General features: G+C 67.7%; 16 protein-coding genes. 12 read left to right on the forward strand and 4 right to left on the reverse strand.

Features of this window, described 5'->3' with window-relative positions:
- Positions 1-181: 181 nt before the first annotated feature.
- The 9 genes from V6M37_RS02575 to V6M37_RS02615 all read left to right on the forward strand — a co-directional run bounded on the left by V6M37_RS02575 (position 182) and on the right by V6M37_RS02615 (position 8,654).
- Positions 182-1,192 (forward strand): AraC family transcriptional regulator, encoded by a 1,011-nt coding sequence (locus tag V6M37_RS02575; RefSeq protein WP_332670835.1) that lies wholly within the window; start codon positions 182-184, stop codon positions 1,190-1,192.
- Positions 1,193-1,308: 116 nt separating this feature from the next.
- On the forward strand, positions 1,309-1,557 hold the full coding sequence (locus V6M37_RS02580; RefSeq protein WP_332670836.1) for a hypothetical protein: 249 nt from the start codon (positions 1,309-1,311) through the stop codon (positions 1,555-1,557).
- 96 nt (positions 1,558-1,653) lie between these two features.
- Positions 1,654-3,624, forward strand: a complete 1,971-nt coding sequence (locus tag V6M37_RS02585; RefSeq protein WP_332670837.1) for an NAD(P)/FAD-dependent oxidoreductase — start codon at positions 1,654-1,656, stop codon at positions 3,622-3,624.
- A gap of 66 nt (positions 3,625-3,690) precedes the next feature.
- Positions 3,691-4,083 carry a RidA family protein gene (locus V6M37_RS02590; RefSeq protein WP_332670838.1) on the forward strand — a complete coding sequence of 131 codons (393 nt, stop codon included), beginning with the start codon at positions 3,691-3,693 and terminating at the stop codon, positions 4,081-4,083.
- A gap of 114 nt (positions 4,084-4,197) precedes the next feature.
- Entirely contained in the window at positions 4,198-4,584 is a 387-nt protein-coding gene (locus V6M37_RS02595) for a hypothetical protein (RefSeq protein WP_332670840.1), read from the forward strand.
- Positions 4,585-4,726: 142 nt separating this feature from the next.
- Positions 4,727-5,839 carry a methylmalonyl Co-A mutase-associated GTPase MeaB gene (gene meaB / locus V6M37_RS02600; protein ID WP_332670841.1) on the forward strand — a complete coding sequence of 371 codons (1,113 nt, stop codon included), beginning with the start codon at positions 4,727-4,729 and terminating at the stop codon, positions 5,837-5,839.
- Positions 5,836-6,528, forward strand: a complete 693-nt coding sequence (locus tag V6M37_RS02605; RefSeq protein WP_332670843.1) for an XdhC family protein — start codon at positions 5,836-5,838, stop codon at positions 6,526-6,528. The genes meaB and V6M37_RS02605 overlap by 4 nt, the downstream gene beginning before the upstream one ends.
- A 36-nt stretch (positions 6,529-6,564) precedes the next feature.
- The gene (locus V6M37_RS02610) at positions 6,565-8,238 is read left to right on the forward strand and encodes a molybdopterin-binding/glycosyltransferase family 2 protein (RefSeq protein ID WP_332670844.1); all 1,674 of its coding nucleotides are present in this window, start codon (positions 6,565-6,567) and stop codon (positions 8,236-8,238) included.
- Positions 8,235-8,654: an iron-sulfur cluster assembly scaffold protein gene (locus tag V6M37_RS02615; protein ID WP_332670846.1), complete on the forward strand. Its 420-nt coding sequence runs from the start codon at positions 8,235-8,237 to the stop codon at positions 8,652-8,654. Before V6M37_RS02610 ends, V6M37_RS02615 begins: the two co-directional genes overlap by 4 nt.
- Positions 8,655-8,820: 166 nt before the next feature.
- Here the strand turns inward: V6M37_RS02615 and V6M37_RS02620 are convergent, their stop codons facing one another.
- Positions 8,821-10,875: a helicase-related protein gene (locus V6M37_RS02620; RefSeq protein WP_332670847.1), complete on the reverse strand. Its 2,055-nt coding sequence runs from the start codon at positions 10,873-10,875 to the stop codon at positions 8,821-8,823.
- Here V6M37_RS02620 and V6M37_RS02625 point away from each other — a divergent pair.
- Positions 10,856-11,731 carry a sugar O-acetyltransferase gene (locus tag V6M37_RS02625; protein ID WP_332670848.1) on the forward strand — a complete coding sequence of 292 codons (876 nt, stop codon included), beginning with the start codon at positions 10,856-10,858 and terminating at the stop codon, positions 11,729-11,731. The genes V6M37_RS02620 and V6M37_RS02625 overlap by 20 nt on opposite strands.
- Positions 11,732-11,940: 209 nt before the next feature.
- Complete coding sequence (locus V6M37_RS02630) at positions 11,941-12,231, forward strand: hypothetical protein (RefSeq protein WP_332670849.1); 291 nt, start codon at positions 11,941-11,943, stop codon at positions 12,229-12,231.
- 134 nt (positions 12,232-12,365) lie between these two features.
- Here V6M37_RS02630 and V6M37_RS02635 read toward each other — a convergent pair whose 3' ends face one another.
- The 3 genes from V6M37_RS02635 to nosZ all read right to left on the reverse strand — a co-directional run bounded on the left by V6M37_RS02635 (position 12,366) and on the right by nosZ (position 15,521).
- A complete protein-coding gene (locus V6M37_RS02635; protein ID WP_332670851.1) occupies positions 12,366-12,674 on the reverse strand; it encodes a hypothetical protein in 309 nt (102 codons plus the stop codon).
- Between the two features lie 3 nt (positions 12,675-12,677).
- Positions 12,678-13,283 (reverse strand): cytochrome c oxidase subunit 3 family protein, encoded by a 606-nt coding sequence (locus V6M37_RS02640; protein WP_332670852.1) that lies wholly within the window; start codon positions 13,281-13,283, stop codon positions 12,678-12,680.
- A gap of 294 nt (positions 13,284-13,577) precedes the next feature.
- Positions 13,578-15,521 (reverse strand): TAT-dependent nitrous-oxide reductase, encoded by a 1,944-nt coding sequence (gene nosZ, locus V6M37_RS02645; protein WP_332670853.1) that lies wholly within the window; start codon positions 15,519-15,521, stop codon positions 13,578-13,580.
- Positions 15,522-15,956: 435 nt separating this feature from the next.
- On the opposite strand from nosZ, the gene V6M37_RS02650 reads away from it, so the two are divergent.
- Positions 15,957-17,369 carry an aminotransferase-like domain-containing protein gene (locus tag V6M37_RS02650; protein WP_332670856.1) on the forward strand — a complete coding sequence of 471 codons (1,413 nt, stop codon included), beginning with the start codon at positions 15,957-15,959 and terminating at the stop codon, positions 17,367-17,369.
- Positions 17,370-17,548 lie beyond the last annotated feature (179 nt).

Raw genomic sequence — 17,548 nt, forward strand, 5'->3', positions numbered from 1 at the left:
ACGACTAGTTGGAGATCAAATCGTTTGCGCGAAACCCGCGTCGCTGACCGGTCCGCGCATTCCGGGGTCTTTCCGACAATGATCGCGGCGAGCCGTCGACGCCGTGTTTCCGCATGCAGTTCGATATCCCATGCCCGGCAAAGAACCGGGCAGGGAATGCAGGCCGGAGGAGACACCAAGGATGACCCGGGCGCTGATGACGACGCTGGGAGAGCGCGACCTGCTTTCCGGCCATTCGCTGTTCGAGACGCGGGATTCGGATGAGGCGCGCGACCGCGTCGCGGCCGTTTTCTGTCCGCACGAGCTGAAAATCGTCGGATGCGGCAGGCAGGTCGAAGCGAGCATGCGCCACGCGCCGCTGCGTCGCGTTTCGCTGAATCGGCTCGGCTACGGCCAGACGGTCGAGATCGATGCCGGCCGGCTCGACAGTTTCGTGCTCGTGATGATGCCGCTCGCCGGCCATGCGGACATCCGCTGCGGCGCGCAGCGCATCCGCTCCACGCCGGATCTCGCGTCCGTTGTGACGCCGACGCAGAACCTCACGCAGACCGTGTTCATTGGCTGCGATCAGGTCATGATCCGGATCGACCGCACGCTGCTCGAGACGACTTGCGCCCAGCACATCGGCCACCCGTTGCGGGAGCCGGTCGAATTCGCGCTCGGCATGGAGATGTCGTCGCCGGCGGGAATGAGCTGGCAGTCGCTCGTCGCCTATCTCGTCGCCGAAGTCGAGCGGCGCTCGCCGACCATCGGCTCGGCGCTCTCGATGGCGCAGATCGAGCATCTGCTGGTCACGACGCTGCTGACGGTGCAGCCGAACAATTACCGCGACGCGCTGCTCAATCCGTCCCAGCCGATCGCGCCCCGCCACGTCAGGCGGGTCGAGGAGTTCATCCAGGCGCACGCGGACCGGGAGCTGACGATCGGCGATCTCGCCGCGCACGCGAAGGTCAGCACGAGCGCGCTGTTCGCGGGCTTTCGCGAATTCCGCAACACGACGCCGATGGCGTACCTGAAATCGGTGCGGATGCAACGCGTCCGCGACGAGCTGCGAAGCGTGTCGTCGGCCGATGCGACGGTGACGAGCATCGCGATGCGCTGGGGCTTTCATCACCTGGGCCATTTCGCCGCCGACTACAAGAACCGCTTCGGTGAGTGCCCTTCGCGTACGCGCGAAAGGGCGCTCGCGTGACGTGCGCATTTCCCGACCCCTCCCGCATGGGGGGGCCAATGAGGCCGGCTCCTCTCTATATTCACTCCATGCCCAACCGCTTCCGCGATCGGGCGGACCGCGCAAGGAGGAAGACGATGACGGCACTTGGCAACGTGATGGCGCTCGTTCGGGAACTCGACCACGAAGGCGCCGAGGCGGTGGAAATCCCCGCTCCCGTGGTCCGCGACGCGCGGCGTTTCGATCTTCCGCCGACCGTCGAGGACGCGTCCTCGCTCGGCGAAATCCTCCAGCTGATCCGCGAGATGCAGGGCGACAGCCTCAGGGTGCTCGTCGATTCCCTGCCGCCGGTCCAGCGGCGAGCGCACGCCGTCGTGGCGGCCTGAGGCGGCCGCGGCGTGCGACCCGGGGCGAGCCCGCCGGTTTTTGCGACACGTACCACCACAATCACTAACGACCACCGAGATCCAGAGGAGACCCGCATGACCCGTCCCGGCGAGCTCAAGCTTCCGCACCTGTTCAAACCCGGCCAGATCGGCAAGTACAAGACCAAGAACATGGTCAAGTACGGCGCCTGCTGCGTGTCCAACTACAACACGCGCGACGGCTACATCACGCCGCGCGAACTCGCGCGCACGCGGGTCATCGCCGGCACCGGCGCGGGCATCATCACGAACCAGGGCGCGTATCCCGATCCGCTCGGTGAAGGCAAGGCCTACTTCCGGCAGGTCGCGCTGTTCGACGACAAGTTCCTGCCGCAGTTCGAGACGATCGCGCAGTACATCCACGACAACGGCGGCGTCGCGATCCAGCAGATCCTGCACGCCGGCCGCTACGGCGGCATCGACCTCGGCTACTGCATCCAGCCGTCGGTCGTGCCGCAGACGCTGCCGCACTTCCGTCCGCCGCGCGAAGTGACGAAGGACGAGATCCGCGCGATCGTCAAGCAGCACGCCGAAGCCGCGAAACGCGCGATCCGGGCGGGCTTCGACGGCACCGAAGTGACGAGCTTCATGGGCTATCTCCTCGCGAACTTCAACTCGCGCTTCACGAACCAGCGCACCGACGAATACGGCGGTTCCATCGAGAACCGTGGCCGCTTCATGCGCGAGCTGATCGACGAGATCAAGCAGGCGACGCCGGAGCACCCGCTCGTCGTGCGGCTGAACGGCGCCGAGCTGATGGACCGCTGGGGCGGCAACACCGAGGACGACTGCTTCGAGCTGATGCAGCAGGCGGTGGATTCGGGCGTCGACATGATCTCGGTGACCGTCGGCTGGCAGGAAGCGCCCGAGTCGTCGATCGGCCGCGACGTCCAGCCGGGCCACTGGAACTACCTGTCGGCGAAGGCCAAGAAACTGTTCCCGAACACGCTGATCACGTTCGGCAACCGCCTGCCGGACCCGGTGATGGCGAACCAGTGCATCGCCGACGGCGTGTTCGACTACTGGGAAGTGTGCCGGCCGATGCTCGCCGACCCGGAACTGCTGCACAAGGCGGCCGAGGACCGGCTCGACGAGGTGCGCCGCTGCATCGGCTCGCTGAACTGCCTGTCCCGACTCTTCCGCGACCTGCCTTACACCTGCGCGATGAACCCGACGCTCGGCCACGAAGTCGAGCCGGAATACCACGTCACGCCGGCGGCGGTGAAGAAGAAGATCATGATCATCGGCGCGGGCCCGGCCGGTATGGAAGCCGCGATCACCGCGAAGCGCCGCGGGCACGACGTCACGGTGTTCGAGAAGGGCGACCGCATCGGCGGCGCGCTCGTCGGCTACTCGTCGAACGACCTCGCGCGGCCCGACGACCTGATCTCGGTGATCAAGTACTACGAGACGATGGCGCGCAAGATGGAAATCGACGTGCGCTTCAACACCGAGGCGAACGCGAAGTTCATGCGCAGCATCCTGCATCAGTTCGACGTCTGCATCGTCGCCGCCGGCTCGCGCACCGACATGAACGCGTACCGCCACCTGCCGGGCCACGAGAAGCTCGTCGATGCGCTCGACGTCGCCAACGGCAAGACGAAGCCGGGCAAGCGCGTCGTGATGGTCGGCGCCGGCAAGATCGGCCTGACGCTCGCCGAGTCGCTGTGCAAGCAGGGCCACGAGGTCGTCATCGTTGAGGAAGACAAGCGCATCGCCGGCGACGTCATGCCGTCGTTCAAGTGGCGCCACTCGGCGTGGATCGAGGAGCTCGAGATCCGCACGCTGACGTCGTCGATGCTCGTCGGCGTCACGAGCGAAGGCGCGATGGTCCGCAACGCGAAGGGCGAAGAAACTTTCCTCGAAGCCGACACCGTCCTCGTGTCCGGCCCGCGCAAGCCGAACCACGACCTGTTCCACGAGTTCCAGTGGATGGTCGATGAGCTGCACGGCGCCGGCGACGCAGTGATCCCACGCGGGCTCGACGCGTCGATCCACGAGGGTTACCGGCTCGGCGTGCGGATCTGAGCTGTTTCTACCAAAAAGCGGCCGCCGACGACGGCGGCCGCACCAACCACAACGAGGAGACCATTCATGCAAATGTTGCAACCCCCGGGCTGGGTCCGGCCGAAGGGCTATTCGAACGGCGTCGTCGCGAGCGGCCGCATGCTGTTCGTCGCCGGCCAAGTCGGCTGGGACGAGAACGAGAAGTTCCAGACCGACGACCTCGTCGGCCAGGTCCGCCAGGCGCTGACGAACATCGTCGCGATCCTCGCCGAAGCCGACGCGCGGCCGTCGAACATCGTGCGGATGAACTGGTACCTCGGCAACGGCGCGGAATACAACGCGCGGCTCGCGGAGATCGGCGCCGCGTATCGCGAGCTGATCGGCAAGCACTTCCCCGCGATGACCGCGCTGCAGGTCGCGGGCTTCGTCGAGCACGGCGCGAAGGTCGAAATCGAAGTGACGGCGATGCTGCCGGCGTGACGAAGCGGCCACGGGGGCGGCGGCCGACGCGGAAAAAGGCCGCGTCCCCGTTGCGCCGGACGGATTCGGACGGGCTGTCGCCGCCGTCCGGCGTCGACAGAAGGAGGCAAGGCAATGAGCGACGGATTTCTCGACTGTGACGCCTGGAAGGCGATGCTCGACCGCGAAGGGCTGCGCGCGGCGGGCGCGTCGATCGGCGTCCTGACGAAGGACGATTACGCCGCGCGCCGCGGCCGCGTGCTCGTCTGGCGCGGCACCGATGAAGGCGCGAGCGTCGGCTTGCGCGGTTACTGCGGGGAGTTCGATGCGGACCTCGCGATGCTGCTCGTCGCCGACCCCGACGCGCTGCGGGCGGTCCTCGCCGACGGCCTCGCTCAGGTGCCGCAGCAGGTCCGCCGCGGCACGTTGCACCCCTACATGCTGATGACGCTCGACGACCTCGAAGACGCGGGGCTCTCCGACTTCGTCGAGGACTTCGGCCTCGTGTTTCCGCGGCACTGAGCGCCAGTCCGACCTGCGCATCTGATGACGCTCGATCACCTCGAGAGCGCGGGCCGGCAGGCCGTGACAGGATGCGGGGGACTGCTTGCGCCACCGACTTGAAAGGCGCAAGATGATTTGACGTCAAACAGATGATGAATAAATGATGATCCGAGCGGAAGACATCGACCTCGCTGACGGCTCCGGCGCTCCACGCTCCGCGCTCGCGCGTGCGCTGACGCTGGTCGAGAACGCCCGCGCAGGCGCGGCGGAGTTGCTCGCGGCACTCGCGCCGCGCCGAGGCCGCGCCCAGGTCGTCGGCGTCACCGGAGCCCCCGGCGCCGGCAAATCGACGCTGATCAACGCGCTGCTCGGCGAATGGTTGCGGCGCGGCCGCCGCATCGCGGTCGTCGCGATCGACCCGTCCAGCCCGATCACCGGCGGCGCGCTGCTCGGCGACCGGCTGCGGATGGGCGAGCACGGCGGCGACGAGCGCGTGTTCATCCGTTCGTTGTCGTCGCGCGGCCATCTCGGCGGCCTCTCGCGGACGACCGGCGAGGTCGTCGATGTGTTCGATGCGGCCGGTTTCGATGTCGTCGTCGTCGAGACCGTCGGGGTCGGACAGTCGGAAGTCGACGTCCGCGCACTCGCCGACACGAACCTCGTCGTCTGCGCGCCCGGACTCGGCGACGACGTGCAGGCGGTCAAGGCCGGCATTCTCGAAACCGCCGACATCTTCGTCGTCAATAAGGGCGACTCGCCGCTCGCGAGCCGTGCGGTGCTCGACCTGCAACAGAACGCCGGCTTGCGGCATGACGAGCGCGGGCCGGTGCCGGTGCTGCTCACCGTCGCGACGAGTGGCGAGGGCGTCGCGGAACTGGCGGACCATATCGATGCACACGCGCGATTGTCCGGCGTCGGGCGCCGGATTCGCGCTGCGGCAAGCGGCGCGGCGGTCGCGACCGACGCCGAACTCTTCCAGCAGGTGCGGCGCTGGCGGGCCGAAGGTAAGGGCGTCGCGCTCGCGACGGTCGTGCGCACCTGGGGGTCGTCGCCGCGGCCCGAGGGCAGCCATCTCGCGATCGACGAGCACGGCGCGTTCGTCGGCTCGGTGTCCGGCGGCTGCATCGAGGGCGCGGTGATCGGCGAGGCGCAATCGGTGATCGCCGACGGACAGCCGCGCGTGCTCGAATTCGGCGTCAGCGACGAGCAGGCGTGGGAAGTCGGGCTTGCGTGCGGCGGGCGCGTGCAGGTTTTCCTGGAGCGCATCGGATGAAGGCGGAACTTTTCGACCAGCTCGTCGCGGACCGCGGCGCAAAGCGCGCGGTCGCGGTCGTCACGCGGCTCGATGACGGGACTCAGGCGCTGGTGCGCGACGACGGCGTCGAGGGCGATCTCGCGCTGACGGCCGATCAGCTCAGCGAGGCGCGGCAGCGGCTGCGCGCGGATCGCAGCGGCGCGCTGGCGTCGGCGGACGGAGCTCTCTTCGTGCGCTGCCATGTCGGCGCGCCGCGGCTCGTCGTGATCGGCGCCGTGCATGTCACCCAAGCGCTCGCGCCGATGGCGGCGATCGCCGGCTTCGAAGTCGTCGTCGTCGACCCGCGCCGCGCGTTCGCGACGCCGGAGCGCCTGCCCGGCGTGTCGATGACGACCGAGTGGCCGGACGAGGCGCTCGAGCGGATCGGTATCGACGCGCAGACGGCGATCGTCACGCTGACGCACGACCCGAAGCTCGACGACCCGGCGCTGGTCGTCGCGCTGCGCAGCCACGCGTTCTACATCGGCTCGCTCGGCAGCACCCGCACGCATGCGAAGCGCGTCGAGCGCCTGACCGAAGCGGGGCTGGGTGACGCGGTCGAGCGGATTCGTGCGCCGGTCGGGCTTGATCTGGGCGGGCGGTCGCCGGCCGAGATCGCGGTCGCGATCCTCGCGCAGGTGATCCAGACGAGGCATCGCGGGCGGTGAATGTCGCGCGCGAATTGGCACGACCGGGAGACGCGGATGATCTTCGATGAATTCCCCTGCGAAACGGCCGAGGGCGTGGTCCTCGCGCATACGCTGAAGATCGGCGGCCGGACGCTGAAAAAGGGCAGCGTCCTGTCGTCGGCGGATCTCGCCGCGCTGCGCGCCGACGGCGTCGAAACCGTCCCCGGCGCGCGACTCGCGCCCGACGACATGGCCGAGAATCCGGCCGCGGCCGCGATCGCGGCACTCCTCGTCGGACCGGGCGCAAACGCGGCGACCCGCGCGCCCTACAACGGCCGCTGCAATCTGCACGCGGCGGTGCGCGGCATCGTCGAAGTCGACGCCGGGCGCATCGACCGGCTCAACCTGCTCGGTGAATCGGTCGCGATCGGCACGCTGCCGCAGCACGCCGTCGCGCGCGCCGGGCAGGTGATCGCGACGGTCAAGATCGTCCCGTTCGCGGTGCCAGGGCGTGTCGTCGAGGCGTGCCGCGACATCGCGTCGGCCGGCCCGCTCGTGCGCGTCGCCGAACTGAAGCCGCACCGCGTCGCGCTGATCATGAGCGAGCTGCCGGGAATGAAGGAGAGCATCTTTGCCGCTACCGTCGCGGCGACGCGCCATCGCCTCGACGGCCTCGGCAGCCGCCTCGCGCTGGTGCTGCGCTGCGCGCACGAGCGTGTCGCGATCGAAGCGATGCTGCGCCAGGCGCTCGCGGCGGGCTGCGACCTCGTGCTGGTGTGCGGCGCGACGGTCGCGAAGGACCGCCGCGACATCGCGCCCGCGGCCGTGACCGCGGCCGGCGGCGAGATCGTTCATTTCGGCATGCCGGCCGAGCCGGGCAACATGCTGGTGCTCGCGCGGGTCGGTGCGGTGCCGGTCGTGATCCTTCCCGGCTGCGGTCGCTCGCGGCGCATGAACGGCCTCGACTGGATCTTGCAGCGGCTGCTCGCCGGCCTGGCCCCGACGCCGCAGGACATCATGCGGATGGGCGTCGGCGGCCTGATCCGCACGACGCTCGAAGCGGAAGACGACGAGGACGAGGACGAAAGCGCCGCGGAGCAGACGCCGGCGACTGGTCCGCGCGTCGCCGTGCTCGTGCTCGCGGCCGGCCGGTCGTCGCGGATGGGCGCCGACAACAAGCTGCTGATAGCGGTCGGCGGCGTGCCGATGGTGCTGCGCGCGGTCAACAGCGCGCGCGCGTCGCTCGCCGCGTCGGTGACGGTCGTCGTCGGCCACGAGGGCGACGCGGTCGCGAAGGCGGTCGCCGGAAGCGGCGCGACGGTCGTGCATAACCCCGACTTCGCGCAGGGGATGTCCGCGTCGCTGCGCCACGGGATCGCGGCGCTGCCCGAGGACGTCGACGCGGTGCTCGTGCTGCTCGGCGACATGCCGCGCATCACCGCCGAACATCTCGATCGCGTCATCGCGGCGTTCGACCCGGCGCAGCCGTCGATCGTGGTCCCCGAAAAGGACGGCCGGCGCGGCAACCCGATCCTGTGGCCGCGCGAGTTCTTCGCCGCGATGACGCAGCTTTCCGGCGATCAGGGCGCCCGCGGGTTGATCGCGCAGCACGCCGATCGCGTGAAGCGGGTCGCGATCGACGACGACGCGATCTTCGTCGACGTCGACCGCCCGTGCGATCTCGCAGCGGCCGAAACACCCGCCCGCGCCGAGTCCCCGGTGTCCCGAGTCGTGGCGCGTGTGACGTGATTGAGACGCTCTACAGCCAGCGCATCAAGGAACTGGCAGCCGACGCATGCGGCGCGGGCCGGCTCGACGCCCCGTGCGCGTCGGCGATGCGCGACAGTCCCGTGTGCGGCGACCGCGTTCGGGTCGACGTCCGGGTCGCCAATGGCCGCATCGCCGCGCTCGCGCACGACGTGAAGGGTTGCCTGCTGTGCCGGGCGGCCGCGTCGGTGATCGGGCAGCACGGGGTCGGAATGTCGGCGGCGGAGACGGAGGCGCTGCGCGAGCGGGTCGCCGCGATGCTCGCCGGCGGCGATCCGCCGGAGGGCTGGGCGGATCTCGCGGTGTTCGAGCCGGTGCGCGCGCACCGCAGCCGCCACGGCTGCGTGCTGATCCCCTTCGAAGCGCTCGCGAAAGCCGCGCAGGCGGCCGGCGGCTGAAAGCGGATTCGGCGCAGGTCGTCGTGAGCCGCAGGCGAAGGCCGACGTGGAACCTTCCGGAAGCCGCGGAATGTCGGACATCGCTTCGCTCGGTCCGACCTACGCGTGCGGGGTCGATGTCTCGTCGGTCGGCGTGAGCTGCAGGCGAAGGGCGACGCGGAAGGCGTCAGCGCCGCTCGCGCTCGGTCCGGTGCCGTCCTTCGCGGCCGCCCTTCGGCGGGGTTCGGCCGCGTCCGCGTCCATAAGGGCTCGTGCGCCGTTTCGACTCGCCGCGCCGTCCGTGCTGGCGGGCGAGCATCTCGTCGACCGTCTCCGACATGCTGCGCGCGAGCGCGACGGCCGCCTCGGCGTCGGGGTAGTAGTCCGGCAGCCGATAGCCGAGCCACGCGTACGCGGAGTACTTCTTGCACACGTCCTCGGCGGCCTGCAGTGCGTAGCGCCCGTCGCCGACCGGCTCGATAGCGAGGTGCGAGCTCTTCTCCTTCGCGAGCGCGCGCGCCCAGCCCTGCCACGCCTGGCTCAGCGACTCGACGCGCGTCGACACGGGCACGAGGGACAGCGTGAAGCGGTGTTCGAGCGACAGCGGCAGCGTGTCGAGCCACTGCGCGCGCTCGATCTGTTCGGTGAGATCGCCGGGGAGGAAGAAGTCGTCGGTGAGGTCGATGTTGCGCGAAAAGAGTTCGAGCAGCCGCGCGAGCTTCTGCTCGCCCGTCGCCGCTGCGATGCTCTTGAGGTGATGCAGCGACGGCGTCACGTAGAAGCCGCGGTTCGACAGCGCTTCGGCCGGCGTGCGCATCAGGCGGTAGATGATGCGGTGGGTGTGGTCGTCGAAGCCGGCGACGAGGCCTGCGTCGTGGATGCCGAAGCGCCCGGCCCGGCCCGCGATCTGATGCGTGAGCCACGGCGGCAGGATGTCCTCGGAGATGCCGTCGAACTTCTTTGCGGTGGTGAACACGACCCGCGCGACCGGCAGGTTCAGCCCCATGCCGATCGCGTCGGTCGCGACGACGATATCGGCGTCTCCGTCGCGAAAGCGCTGGGCCTGGGCGCGGCGGACTTCCGGCGACAGATTGCCGTAGATCGTCGCGACGCGGAATCCGGCTTCGACGATGTTCGTCGCCCAGTTCAGCACGTCGCGGCGCGAGAATGCGATCACGGCGTCGCCGCGGCGCAACTGACTAATGCTGCCGACCGGGCGGCGATCCATTTCGAGCGGCGACTTGCGCTCGAGCGTTTTCACTTCGAGCTCGCAGCCGAGCCGCTCGGCGAGCGCCTCGACCGCCGGACGGGCGGACAGCGCGCCGAGGAGAAACACGGTCTTCGCGGCCGCGCCGCATACGGCCGCTGTCCATGCCGAGCCGCGCTCGAGATCCTCGAGCATCTGGATTTCGTCGATGACCGCGACCTCGACCGCGCGCGACGTGTCGAGCATCTCGATCGTGCTCGCGACGTGGGTCGCGCCGGGCGTGATGCGGCGCTCCTCGCCGGTCACGAGGCTCACGGCGACGCCGCGGTCGGCGAGGCGCTCGTAGTTTTCGAGCGCGAGCAGGCGCAGTGGGGCGAGGTAGACGCCGGTCTGGGCCTTCGCGAGCGCCTCCATCGCCTGGTGGGTCTTGCCGGAGTTCGTCGGCCCGAGGATCGCGATGAAGCGGCGGCGCATCATGAACGCGGTCTCGAACGACTCGGGATAGCGCGTGAGCTTGACGGTGCCGCGCGCGACTTCGGCCTGGGTCTCCACGCGACGCCGGGCTGCGGCCTCGGCAAGGCGGTCCTCGACGATGCGGAAGCGCCGGCTCGCGAGCTCCTTGCCGGTTTCGAGCGCGCGGAGGAAGCGGCGCGCGTCGAGCCCTTCGGCCTGCGCCCGCTCCAGCACCGTCGCGACGAAGCGGCGTACCTCGCCTTCGAACTCGGCGACCGACGTCTCGTTCAGACGCTCGCGCACCAACGCGAGATGACGCTCGGGGCCGAGCTTGCGCCACTTCTGCACGCGCGCGAGCACGCAGCGCTCGGGGACCAGCCGGTACGGGAAACGACGGTCGTCGGCCTCGATCTCGCCGGCGACCTCGACGGACACGGCGCCGTCGTTATGCACGAGCCGCGCGTTGAATCCGTGCAGGTACAGGTGCAGCTCGCGGGCGACGTCGAGCAGCGCGTCGTCGCCCTCCGGGTCCTCGCCCGCCGGAACGACCGCTTCGGGATCGATGAAGAAGTTGTCTTCCAATTCGCGTATCTCGGGGAACAAAGCGCGCACTGTCTCACATGCGAGCGGCGCGCGTGCGGTGATCGGCCACGGCATCGGCGTCTCGTTCGCGAGCGGCCGGGTTTTGTCGGATGCCTCGCCCTGCGGTGACGGAGCAAGCGCCGCGCCCGGCCAAGGTGCTGCATCGAAGGGAAGCTCGACCGCGCCTTCCTCGTCTCCGCGTGTGACGGAGTGGAACGGCAGCGATTTGCACCGGTCCTTGCTCGACGTCTCGCACGAGCGCAGGCGCGGATGGGGGCGCATCCGAGGAGCGAAAGTGAAAAGCGAAAAGGAAAAGATGCTGAGCGGCGAACTCTACGATCCGCTCGACCCGCAGCTCTCGGACGAGCGCCGGCAGGCGCGGCTGCTCATCGAAGAGCTCAACGTCACGAAGGACGACCAGACGGACGAACGCAATCGCCTGCTCGGGCAGTTGCTGCCCCACGCGGGAACCGGCCTGTGGATCCAGCCACCGTTCTTCTGCGACTACGGCAGCAACATCACCCTCGGCGACAGCGTGTTCTTCAATTTCAGTTGCATCGTGCTCGACGTGGCACCGGTGCGCATCGGTTCGCGCGTGCTGTTCGGCCCGGCGGTACAAATTTACGCGGCGACGCACCCGCTCCGCGCGGCCGATCGCAGGACCGGCCTGGAAGCCGGCAAGGCGGTGGAGATCGGCGACGATGTCTGGGTCGGCGGGGGCGCGGTGATCTGCCCGGGTGTGCGGATCGGGTCGCGCACTGTCATCGGCGCGGGAAGCGTCGTCACGAAGGATGTGCCCGACGACGTTTTCGCGGCGGGCAATCCTTGCCGAGTGGTGAAAAAAATCGACTTGTAGGCGCACCACGGCGGGGCGTCGGAAAGCGCGACCGCGCGCCCCGCATGCAACGCCGGGATTGGGCGGGTGCCGGGCTGTTCGGGGCGTAGTCCCGGTGTTGTCCAATCGAATCCATCGGGCGTCGCCGTGAGCAAGCCGACCTCGGGACCATCCCTTGCTACTTGCTCGACAGGCGACGCTTTTGTCGCCCCTAATAGTTGGAGGAAGTCATGGAACAGAAGAGCCAAAAGGGTCAAAGCCAGAGCCAGCAACAGCCCCAACAACAGCAGGGCGGTCAGCAACAGCCGGGGCAGGGGCAAAGCGGCCAGGGCCAGAAACAGCAGGAGCAAAGCCAGGGTACGCAACGGCAGCCCGGCCAAGGACAGGGCAGCCAGCAACAACAGCCTCAGCAACAGCAGGGCACGCAAAAGCAGCCCGGCCAGGGGCAGAACCTCGGCGAACAGGGCTCCCAAAGCCAAACCGGCCAGAGCAGCCGTGGCAGCCAGGGGCGCAATGAGTAGTAGTTGTTAATCAGCCCCTTCGCGGTGCCCGTCGCCCGACCGGTTCGCCCGGCTCGGCGACGGGCCGCGTCTGCGGCTTCTGCGGCGCGAAGTCCGACCCGGAAGGCGTAGGGTCCGATTGAGCGCGTACGTTCTTACAGCGTTGCGAGCCGCGCGAAGCGATCGCCGAGCCATGCGGTGAAGACCAGCGCGACCGGCACGCACAGGATGAAGACCCGTACCACCGTCGCGATGAAAGGATGCGCGACGTGGGACTCGATGAAGTAACGCGCGACGATCCACCCCTTAAACCACACGAGGGCCGCAACCAGCAGCTGGAACCACACGCCGCGCACGCCCCCTTCGGACAGCCCGAGGCCGAGGAAGGTCAGGCAGACGAGTGCGAACCAGGACAGGAAGAGCGGGGTCAGCGGGGCCGGGCGGGCGGTGTCGTTCGCTTTCATGCTTCAGGCCAGGACGTAGAAGAGCGGAAAGATGATCAGCCAGATGATGTCGGTCGCGTGCCAGTAGCTCGCGAGCGCTTCGAGACCGGTGTGATTCTCGGCCGTGTAGCCATTGTTCAGGTGGCGCACGAGCACCCACAGTATTCCGAGGATTCCCCAGAATCCGTGCACCAGGTGCGTGAAGGTCAGGTAGTAATAGACGGTGAAGAAGATTCCGGAGGCGCCGTCGATCCCGTGCGCGACGTTCCACTGGATCTCCAGGTATTTCGCCAGCGGATAGCCGAGCGCGACGACGAGGCCGGCCAGCAACCACAAAATCGAGGCGCGTCGCCGTCCGGCCCGCAGCGTTGCCACGGAGCAGGCGATGAAGAAGCTGCTCGTCACCATCAGCAGCGTGATCACGGTTCCGGCGACGATCGACAGGCGCGCCGCATCGTTCTCGAACGCGTCCGGAAAATGGGCGCGCGCGACGAAATACACCGTGAAGAGCACGAGGAACTCCACGAACTCGCACGTGATGCCGACCCAGATGCCGTGGTTGCCCGGAATGCGGCCCCGGGCTGACGGTTTGTCGCCGATATCGAATGCCGGAATCGCCGCTGCGGTCATTTCCCGTCCTGATGGTTCAGTGAGCACAGCGTTCATTTTTTCAGAGTGGTGCCGGAAAATGTAGCGACAGGCGGACGTTTTTCCGACCGGCACAGTCGGCGCTGCTCGTGTGTCTTTCACGGCTGACGCCGCTTCATGCACTGGACGCATTCGTTCGCCGGGGGCCCGCCACGGTTCCTGGAAATGAAACGGGCCCGGCCGCCCCTCGAAAGAGCGTCGGGCCCGCAGGCGACTTCGACCGGAGTGACTCCCACCGGATCGTCCGGATCCGGCGGACAGGTTCGTCGGGGGCCGTCAGGCCTCGACGATCATGCGCGAACGCATCTCCATATGCATCGCGTGGCAGAAATGGGTGCAGTAGCACCAGAACACCCCGGCTTTGTCGGCCTTGAACGTGACCGATTTCGTCTCCTGCGGATTCACGATGAAATTGATGTTGTATCGCTGAATCGCGAAACCGTGGGTCAGGTCCTCGATCTTGTCGAGGTTCGTCAGGACGATCGTCACTTCGTCGCCTTTCTTCACCCGGAACTCCGGCAGGCTGAAGGCGGGCGCCTGGCTGATGAGCTTCACCGTGACCTTGTTGCCGTCGCGGAAGACACCGCTGTCCTTGTGCTCCTTCACCGCGTTCGGGAAATCGTCGAGGTTGTAGATCTTGACCGGCCGGATGATCTCGCGGCGGATGATGATCGAGTCGTGCGGCTCCGACGACACGGGGTTGTCGTGCACGATCACCATCTTGTCGCCGCTGATGTCGATCAGCTGCGAGGTTTCCGGGTGCAGCGGGCCGACGGGGAGGAAGCGGTCCTTCGAGAACTTGTTGTCGGAGACCAGGAATTTCCCGTCGCACTCCCGCGTTTCGCCCATCGACGTGAAGCCGTGGCCCGGCTGGTAATGCACGTCGAGGCGGTCGAGGACGACGGTCGCGTTCTTGTCGCCCTGGTATGCCTTGATCGCGCCGTCGATGCTCCACTTCACGATCTGGCTGTCGAGGAAGAGCGTCGTGTAGGCATTGCCGCGCCCGTCGAACGCGGTATGCAGCGGCCCGAGGCCGAGGTCGGGTTCGGCGACGACGGTTTCGCGCGGCTCCTTCAATTCCCCCTCGAACCACTTCAGCACCTTCTCGTGCTCGATCAGGCTCCCCGACGGCGAGAGCTTTCCGGCGCACGCGTAATACTTGCCATCCGGACTGATGTTGACCCCGTGCGGGTTCTTGGGAATCGGGACGTAGCAGGTGAACGCGGTTTTCGGGTCCGTATTGGCGGCCTTGGTGCCGTCGACGACCGGGACTTTCGAGTCGCCGTAGGTCTTGACCTTCCCGTCCTTCACCGCCTGTTCGATGCGCGCGATGTTGAAGAACAGGCACGAGTCCCATTCCGCGGACATCATGTCGGGGAAGCTCGTGCCCATTTCCGTGTTGTACTGCGTGGTCGCCGCGAGCTTGCCGTCGTACGAGGTCGCGACGAGCTCGCAATTGCCGTCGATCAGCACTTGCCAGCGCACCTCCATCGATTCGGCATCGACGCACGTGAAGAGCGAGCGGTACGCCGCCACATCGTCGATTCCCTTGCCGAAGTTGGGCAGCGGAACCGAGAACTCCGCCCCGCAGAAGACGCGGGTCGTGTGGTTGATCGAGCTGTCGACCGGGTCGCGCTTGTCCGGGAAGGTGCCGTGGAAGCCCTGAATGTTCGGCAACTGCGCGATCTTGTCGCACTCCATCGTGTCGAGGCGCACGCGGGCGAGGCGGCAGTTGATCTTGTCGTTTACGAACAGGTATTTCCCGTCGTAAGTGCCGTCCGTGTAGGACGGATGCAGGTGGTGCGTGTCGCCGGTGTTGTACTTCACGGTGCCGTCGGGGTTCGTGCCGATGATCGCCTTCGACTCGTTCGTAATGCCCCAGCCGATCATGCAATCGGTGTTGAAAACCGGGATGCGCTTGAATTCGCGCCCCGACGGCAGTCCGAAGACTCGCACGTCGCCCGCGTGGCCCGCGCTCGAGAACATGTAGTACGTGTCCAGCTGTCCGGGCGCCACCGAATACTCGCTGCCACCGTGAGCGGCGGGCGCAGCGCCGGGGGCCGCGCCGGCGACGGCCGGTGTTGCGGTCGCGTCCTGCTTGCACGCGGCCAATCCGACCGCGAGCCCCGCGCCGGCCAGGCTGACGGCTGCGGTGTTCAAGAATCGCCGGCGGCCCGTGTCGGGCATTGGGGCGAGCGACTGATTGTGGTCCTGACTCATGCTGGTTGACTCCGTTCTGCGGGATGGCCGTGTGTGCGGTCTTCGCATTCGGAAGCGCAGGACCGGGGCGCGCGATGCGCTCGCGCCCGGTGTGATCCGGCTCTTGCGGGATTACGAACGCGGCAAGCCGGGGCGGCCATCCCTTCCAGCCACGGCTCCCGCGGAATTCGGTCGGGCGGAATTTTCATCCTCACGGCGAGCAGGTGACAGTTACAGAACCGAACATATCGGAGGGGTACAGGCACCGGGCGAGCGCTTCGCGGCGGGGCGCACTTTGTCCGGGCGAAGGCGTCTGAACGGTTGAGGGCGCCCGACCCGCTGCGTCCGCCACGAGACAGATCAAGGATTTGGCCGGTGTGGTGCGGTAGATTCCGGGCCCGCCGCGCCGCGCACGTCGCGGGCTGATAACGAACAACACAGCACGAGGAGTCGGGATTGAACCTTTATGACCGCCTGACGCTGGATATCGAGCAGCACATTCGTGACGGTGTGCTCCGCGCCGGCGAGCGTCTGCCGTCGGTGCGGCAGGCCTGCCGCTCGCAACGGGTCAGCCCGTCAACAGTGTTGAAGGCGTACTACCAGCTCGAAAGCCGCGGGCTGATCGAGGCGCGGCCGAAGTCCGGCTATTTCGTGCGTCCCCGTTTGCGCCAGCCGCTGCCCGAACCCCAGATCACGCGACCCGTCGGCGACGCGACCGAGCTGAACGTCAGCGACTTCATTTTCGAGATCCTCGAATCGGTGAAGGACCCCGCCGTGGTGCCTTTCGGATCGAGCTTCGCGAGCCCGCATCTGTATCCGCTCGCGAAGCTCGGACGTTATCTCGCGGCCGCCGCCCGTCACATGGACCCGCTGTCGACCGTCACCGATCTGCCGCCGGGCAACGAGGAACTGCTCCGGCAGATCGCGTTGCGCTACCTGACTCGCGGCGCGGCGGTGCAGCCGAGCGAGATCGTCGTGACGTCGGGCGCAATGGAAGCGCTCAACCTCTGCCTGCAGGCCGTCACGCGTCCGGGGGATCTGATCGCGATCGAATCGCCGACCTTCTACGTCGGGCTGCAGGCGATCGAACGGCTCGGGCTGCGCGTGATCGAAATTCCGACGCACCCGCGCGAGGGCGTCAGCCTCCCGGCGCTCACTGACGCGCTGCGCCATCATCCGGTCAAGGCGTGCCTGCTGATGCTGAACTTCCAGAGTCCGACCGGGGCGCTGGTGCCGGACGATCGCCGCCGCGAGCTGGTGGAGCTGTTGCGCCAGCACGAGGTGCCGCTGATCGAGGACGACACCTACGCCGAGCTGTATTTCGGCAAGCACGCGCCGCTCCCGGCAAAGTCGCTCGACACGAGCGGACTCGTGCTGCACGTGTCGAGCTTCTCGAAGAGCCTCGCGCCCGGTTACCGAGTCGGGTGGGTTGCCGCCGGGCGCTTTGCGCAGAAGGTCCAGCGGCTGAAGCTCGCGACGACCCTGGCGACAACCGTTCCGGTACAGATCGCGCTCGCGGATTTTCTGCGTCAGGGGGCCTTCGACACCCATCTGCGGCGACTGCGCGGCGTGCTCGAAGTGCAGGAAACCGCAATGGCCGCGGCGGTCGAGCGCCACTTCCCTCCCGGCACCCGCGTCGCGCGTCCGCGCGGGGGCTATCTGACATGGGTCGAACTGCCGCCGCAGGTCGACGCCCTTGCCTTGCACCGGATCGCGCTGGAGCAGGGCATCAGCATCGCGCCCGGCCCGATCTTCTCGGCCAAGCGCGAGTATCGCAACTGCCTTCGCCTCAACTTCGGCCATCCGTGGTCGGACGAGTTCGAAAACGCGATGGCGACCCTCGGCGGCATGATCGCGGAACAGATCTGAACCCGCCGGGCGGCGGGGCAACTGTTACGGTCTAAAACTCGCCGGTCTGAATCTGTGATGCATCTTTCGCAGCGGTCCGCTCCGCTTGCTTCCTGTTTCGCCGTGAATACCGTCTGACCCGCATTCTCGATGCTTTGCGAATATGCACTATGATGTTGCGCATATCTGTGAGGTCCTCA

This window comes from Aromatoleum sp. (assembly GCF_036675785.1).
GTDB lineage: Bacteria > Pseudomonadota > Gammaproteobacteria > Burkholderiales > Rhodocyclaceae > Aromatoleum.

Coding starts and splice junctions, on each gene's coding strand:
- V6M37_RS02575 (WP_332670835.1), top strand. CDS start 182: ATGACCCGGGCGCTGATGACGACGCTGGGAGAGCGCGACCTGCTTTCC.
- V6M37_RS02580 (WP_332670836.1), top strand. CDS start 1,309: ATGACGGCACTTGGCAACGTGATGGCGCTCGTTCGGGAACTCGACCAC.
- V6M37_RS02585 (WP_332670837.1), top strand. CDS start 1,654: ATGACCCGTCCCGGCGAGCTCAAGCTTCCGCACCTGTTCAAACCCGGC.
- V6M37_RS02590 (WP_332670838.1), top strand. CDS start 3,691: ATGCAAATGTTGCAACCCCCGGGCTGGGTCCGGCCGAAGGGCTATTCG.
- V6M37_RS02595 (WP_332670840.1), top strand. CDS start 4,198: ATGAGCGACGGATTTCTCGACTGTGACGCCTGGAAGGCGATGCTCGAC.
- meaB (WP_332670841.1), top strand. CDS start 4,727: ATGATGATCCGAGCGGAAGACATCGACCTCGCTGACGGCTCCGGCGCT.
- V6M37_RS02605 (WP_332670843.1), top strand. CDS start 5,836: ATGAAGGCGGAACTTTTCGACCAGCTCGTCGCGGACCGCGGCGCAAAG.
- V6M37_RS02610 (WP_332670844.1), top strand. CDS start 6,565: ATGATCTTCGATGAATTCCCCTGCGAAACGGCCGAGGGCGTGGTCCTC.
- V6M37_RS02625 (WP_332670848.1), top strand. CDS start 10,856: ATGAAGAAGTTGTCTTCCAATTCGCGTATCTCGGGGAACAAAGCGCGC.
- V6M37_RS02630 (WP_332670849.1), top strand. CDS start 11,941: ATGGAACAGAAGAGCCAAAAGGGTCAAAGCCAGAGCCAGCAACAGCCC.
- V6M37_RS02635 (WP_332670851.1), bottom strand. CDS start 12,674: ATGAAAGCGAACGACACCGCCCGCCCGGCCCCGCTGACCCCGCTCTTC.
- V6M37_RS02640 (WP_332670852.1), bottom strand. CDS start 13,283: ATGACCGCAGCGGCGATTCCGGCATTCGATATCGGCGACAAACCGTCA.
- nosZ (WP_332670853.1), bottom strand. CDS start 15,521: ATGAGTCAGGACCACAATCAGTCGCTCGCCCCAATGCCCGACACGGGC.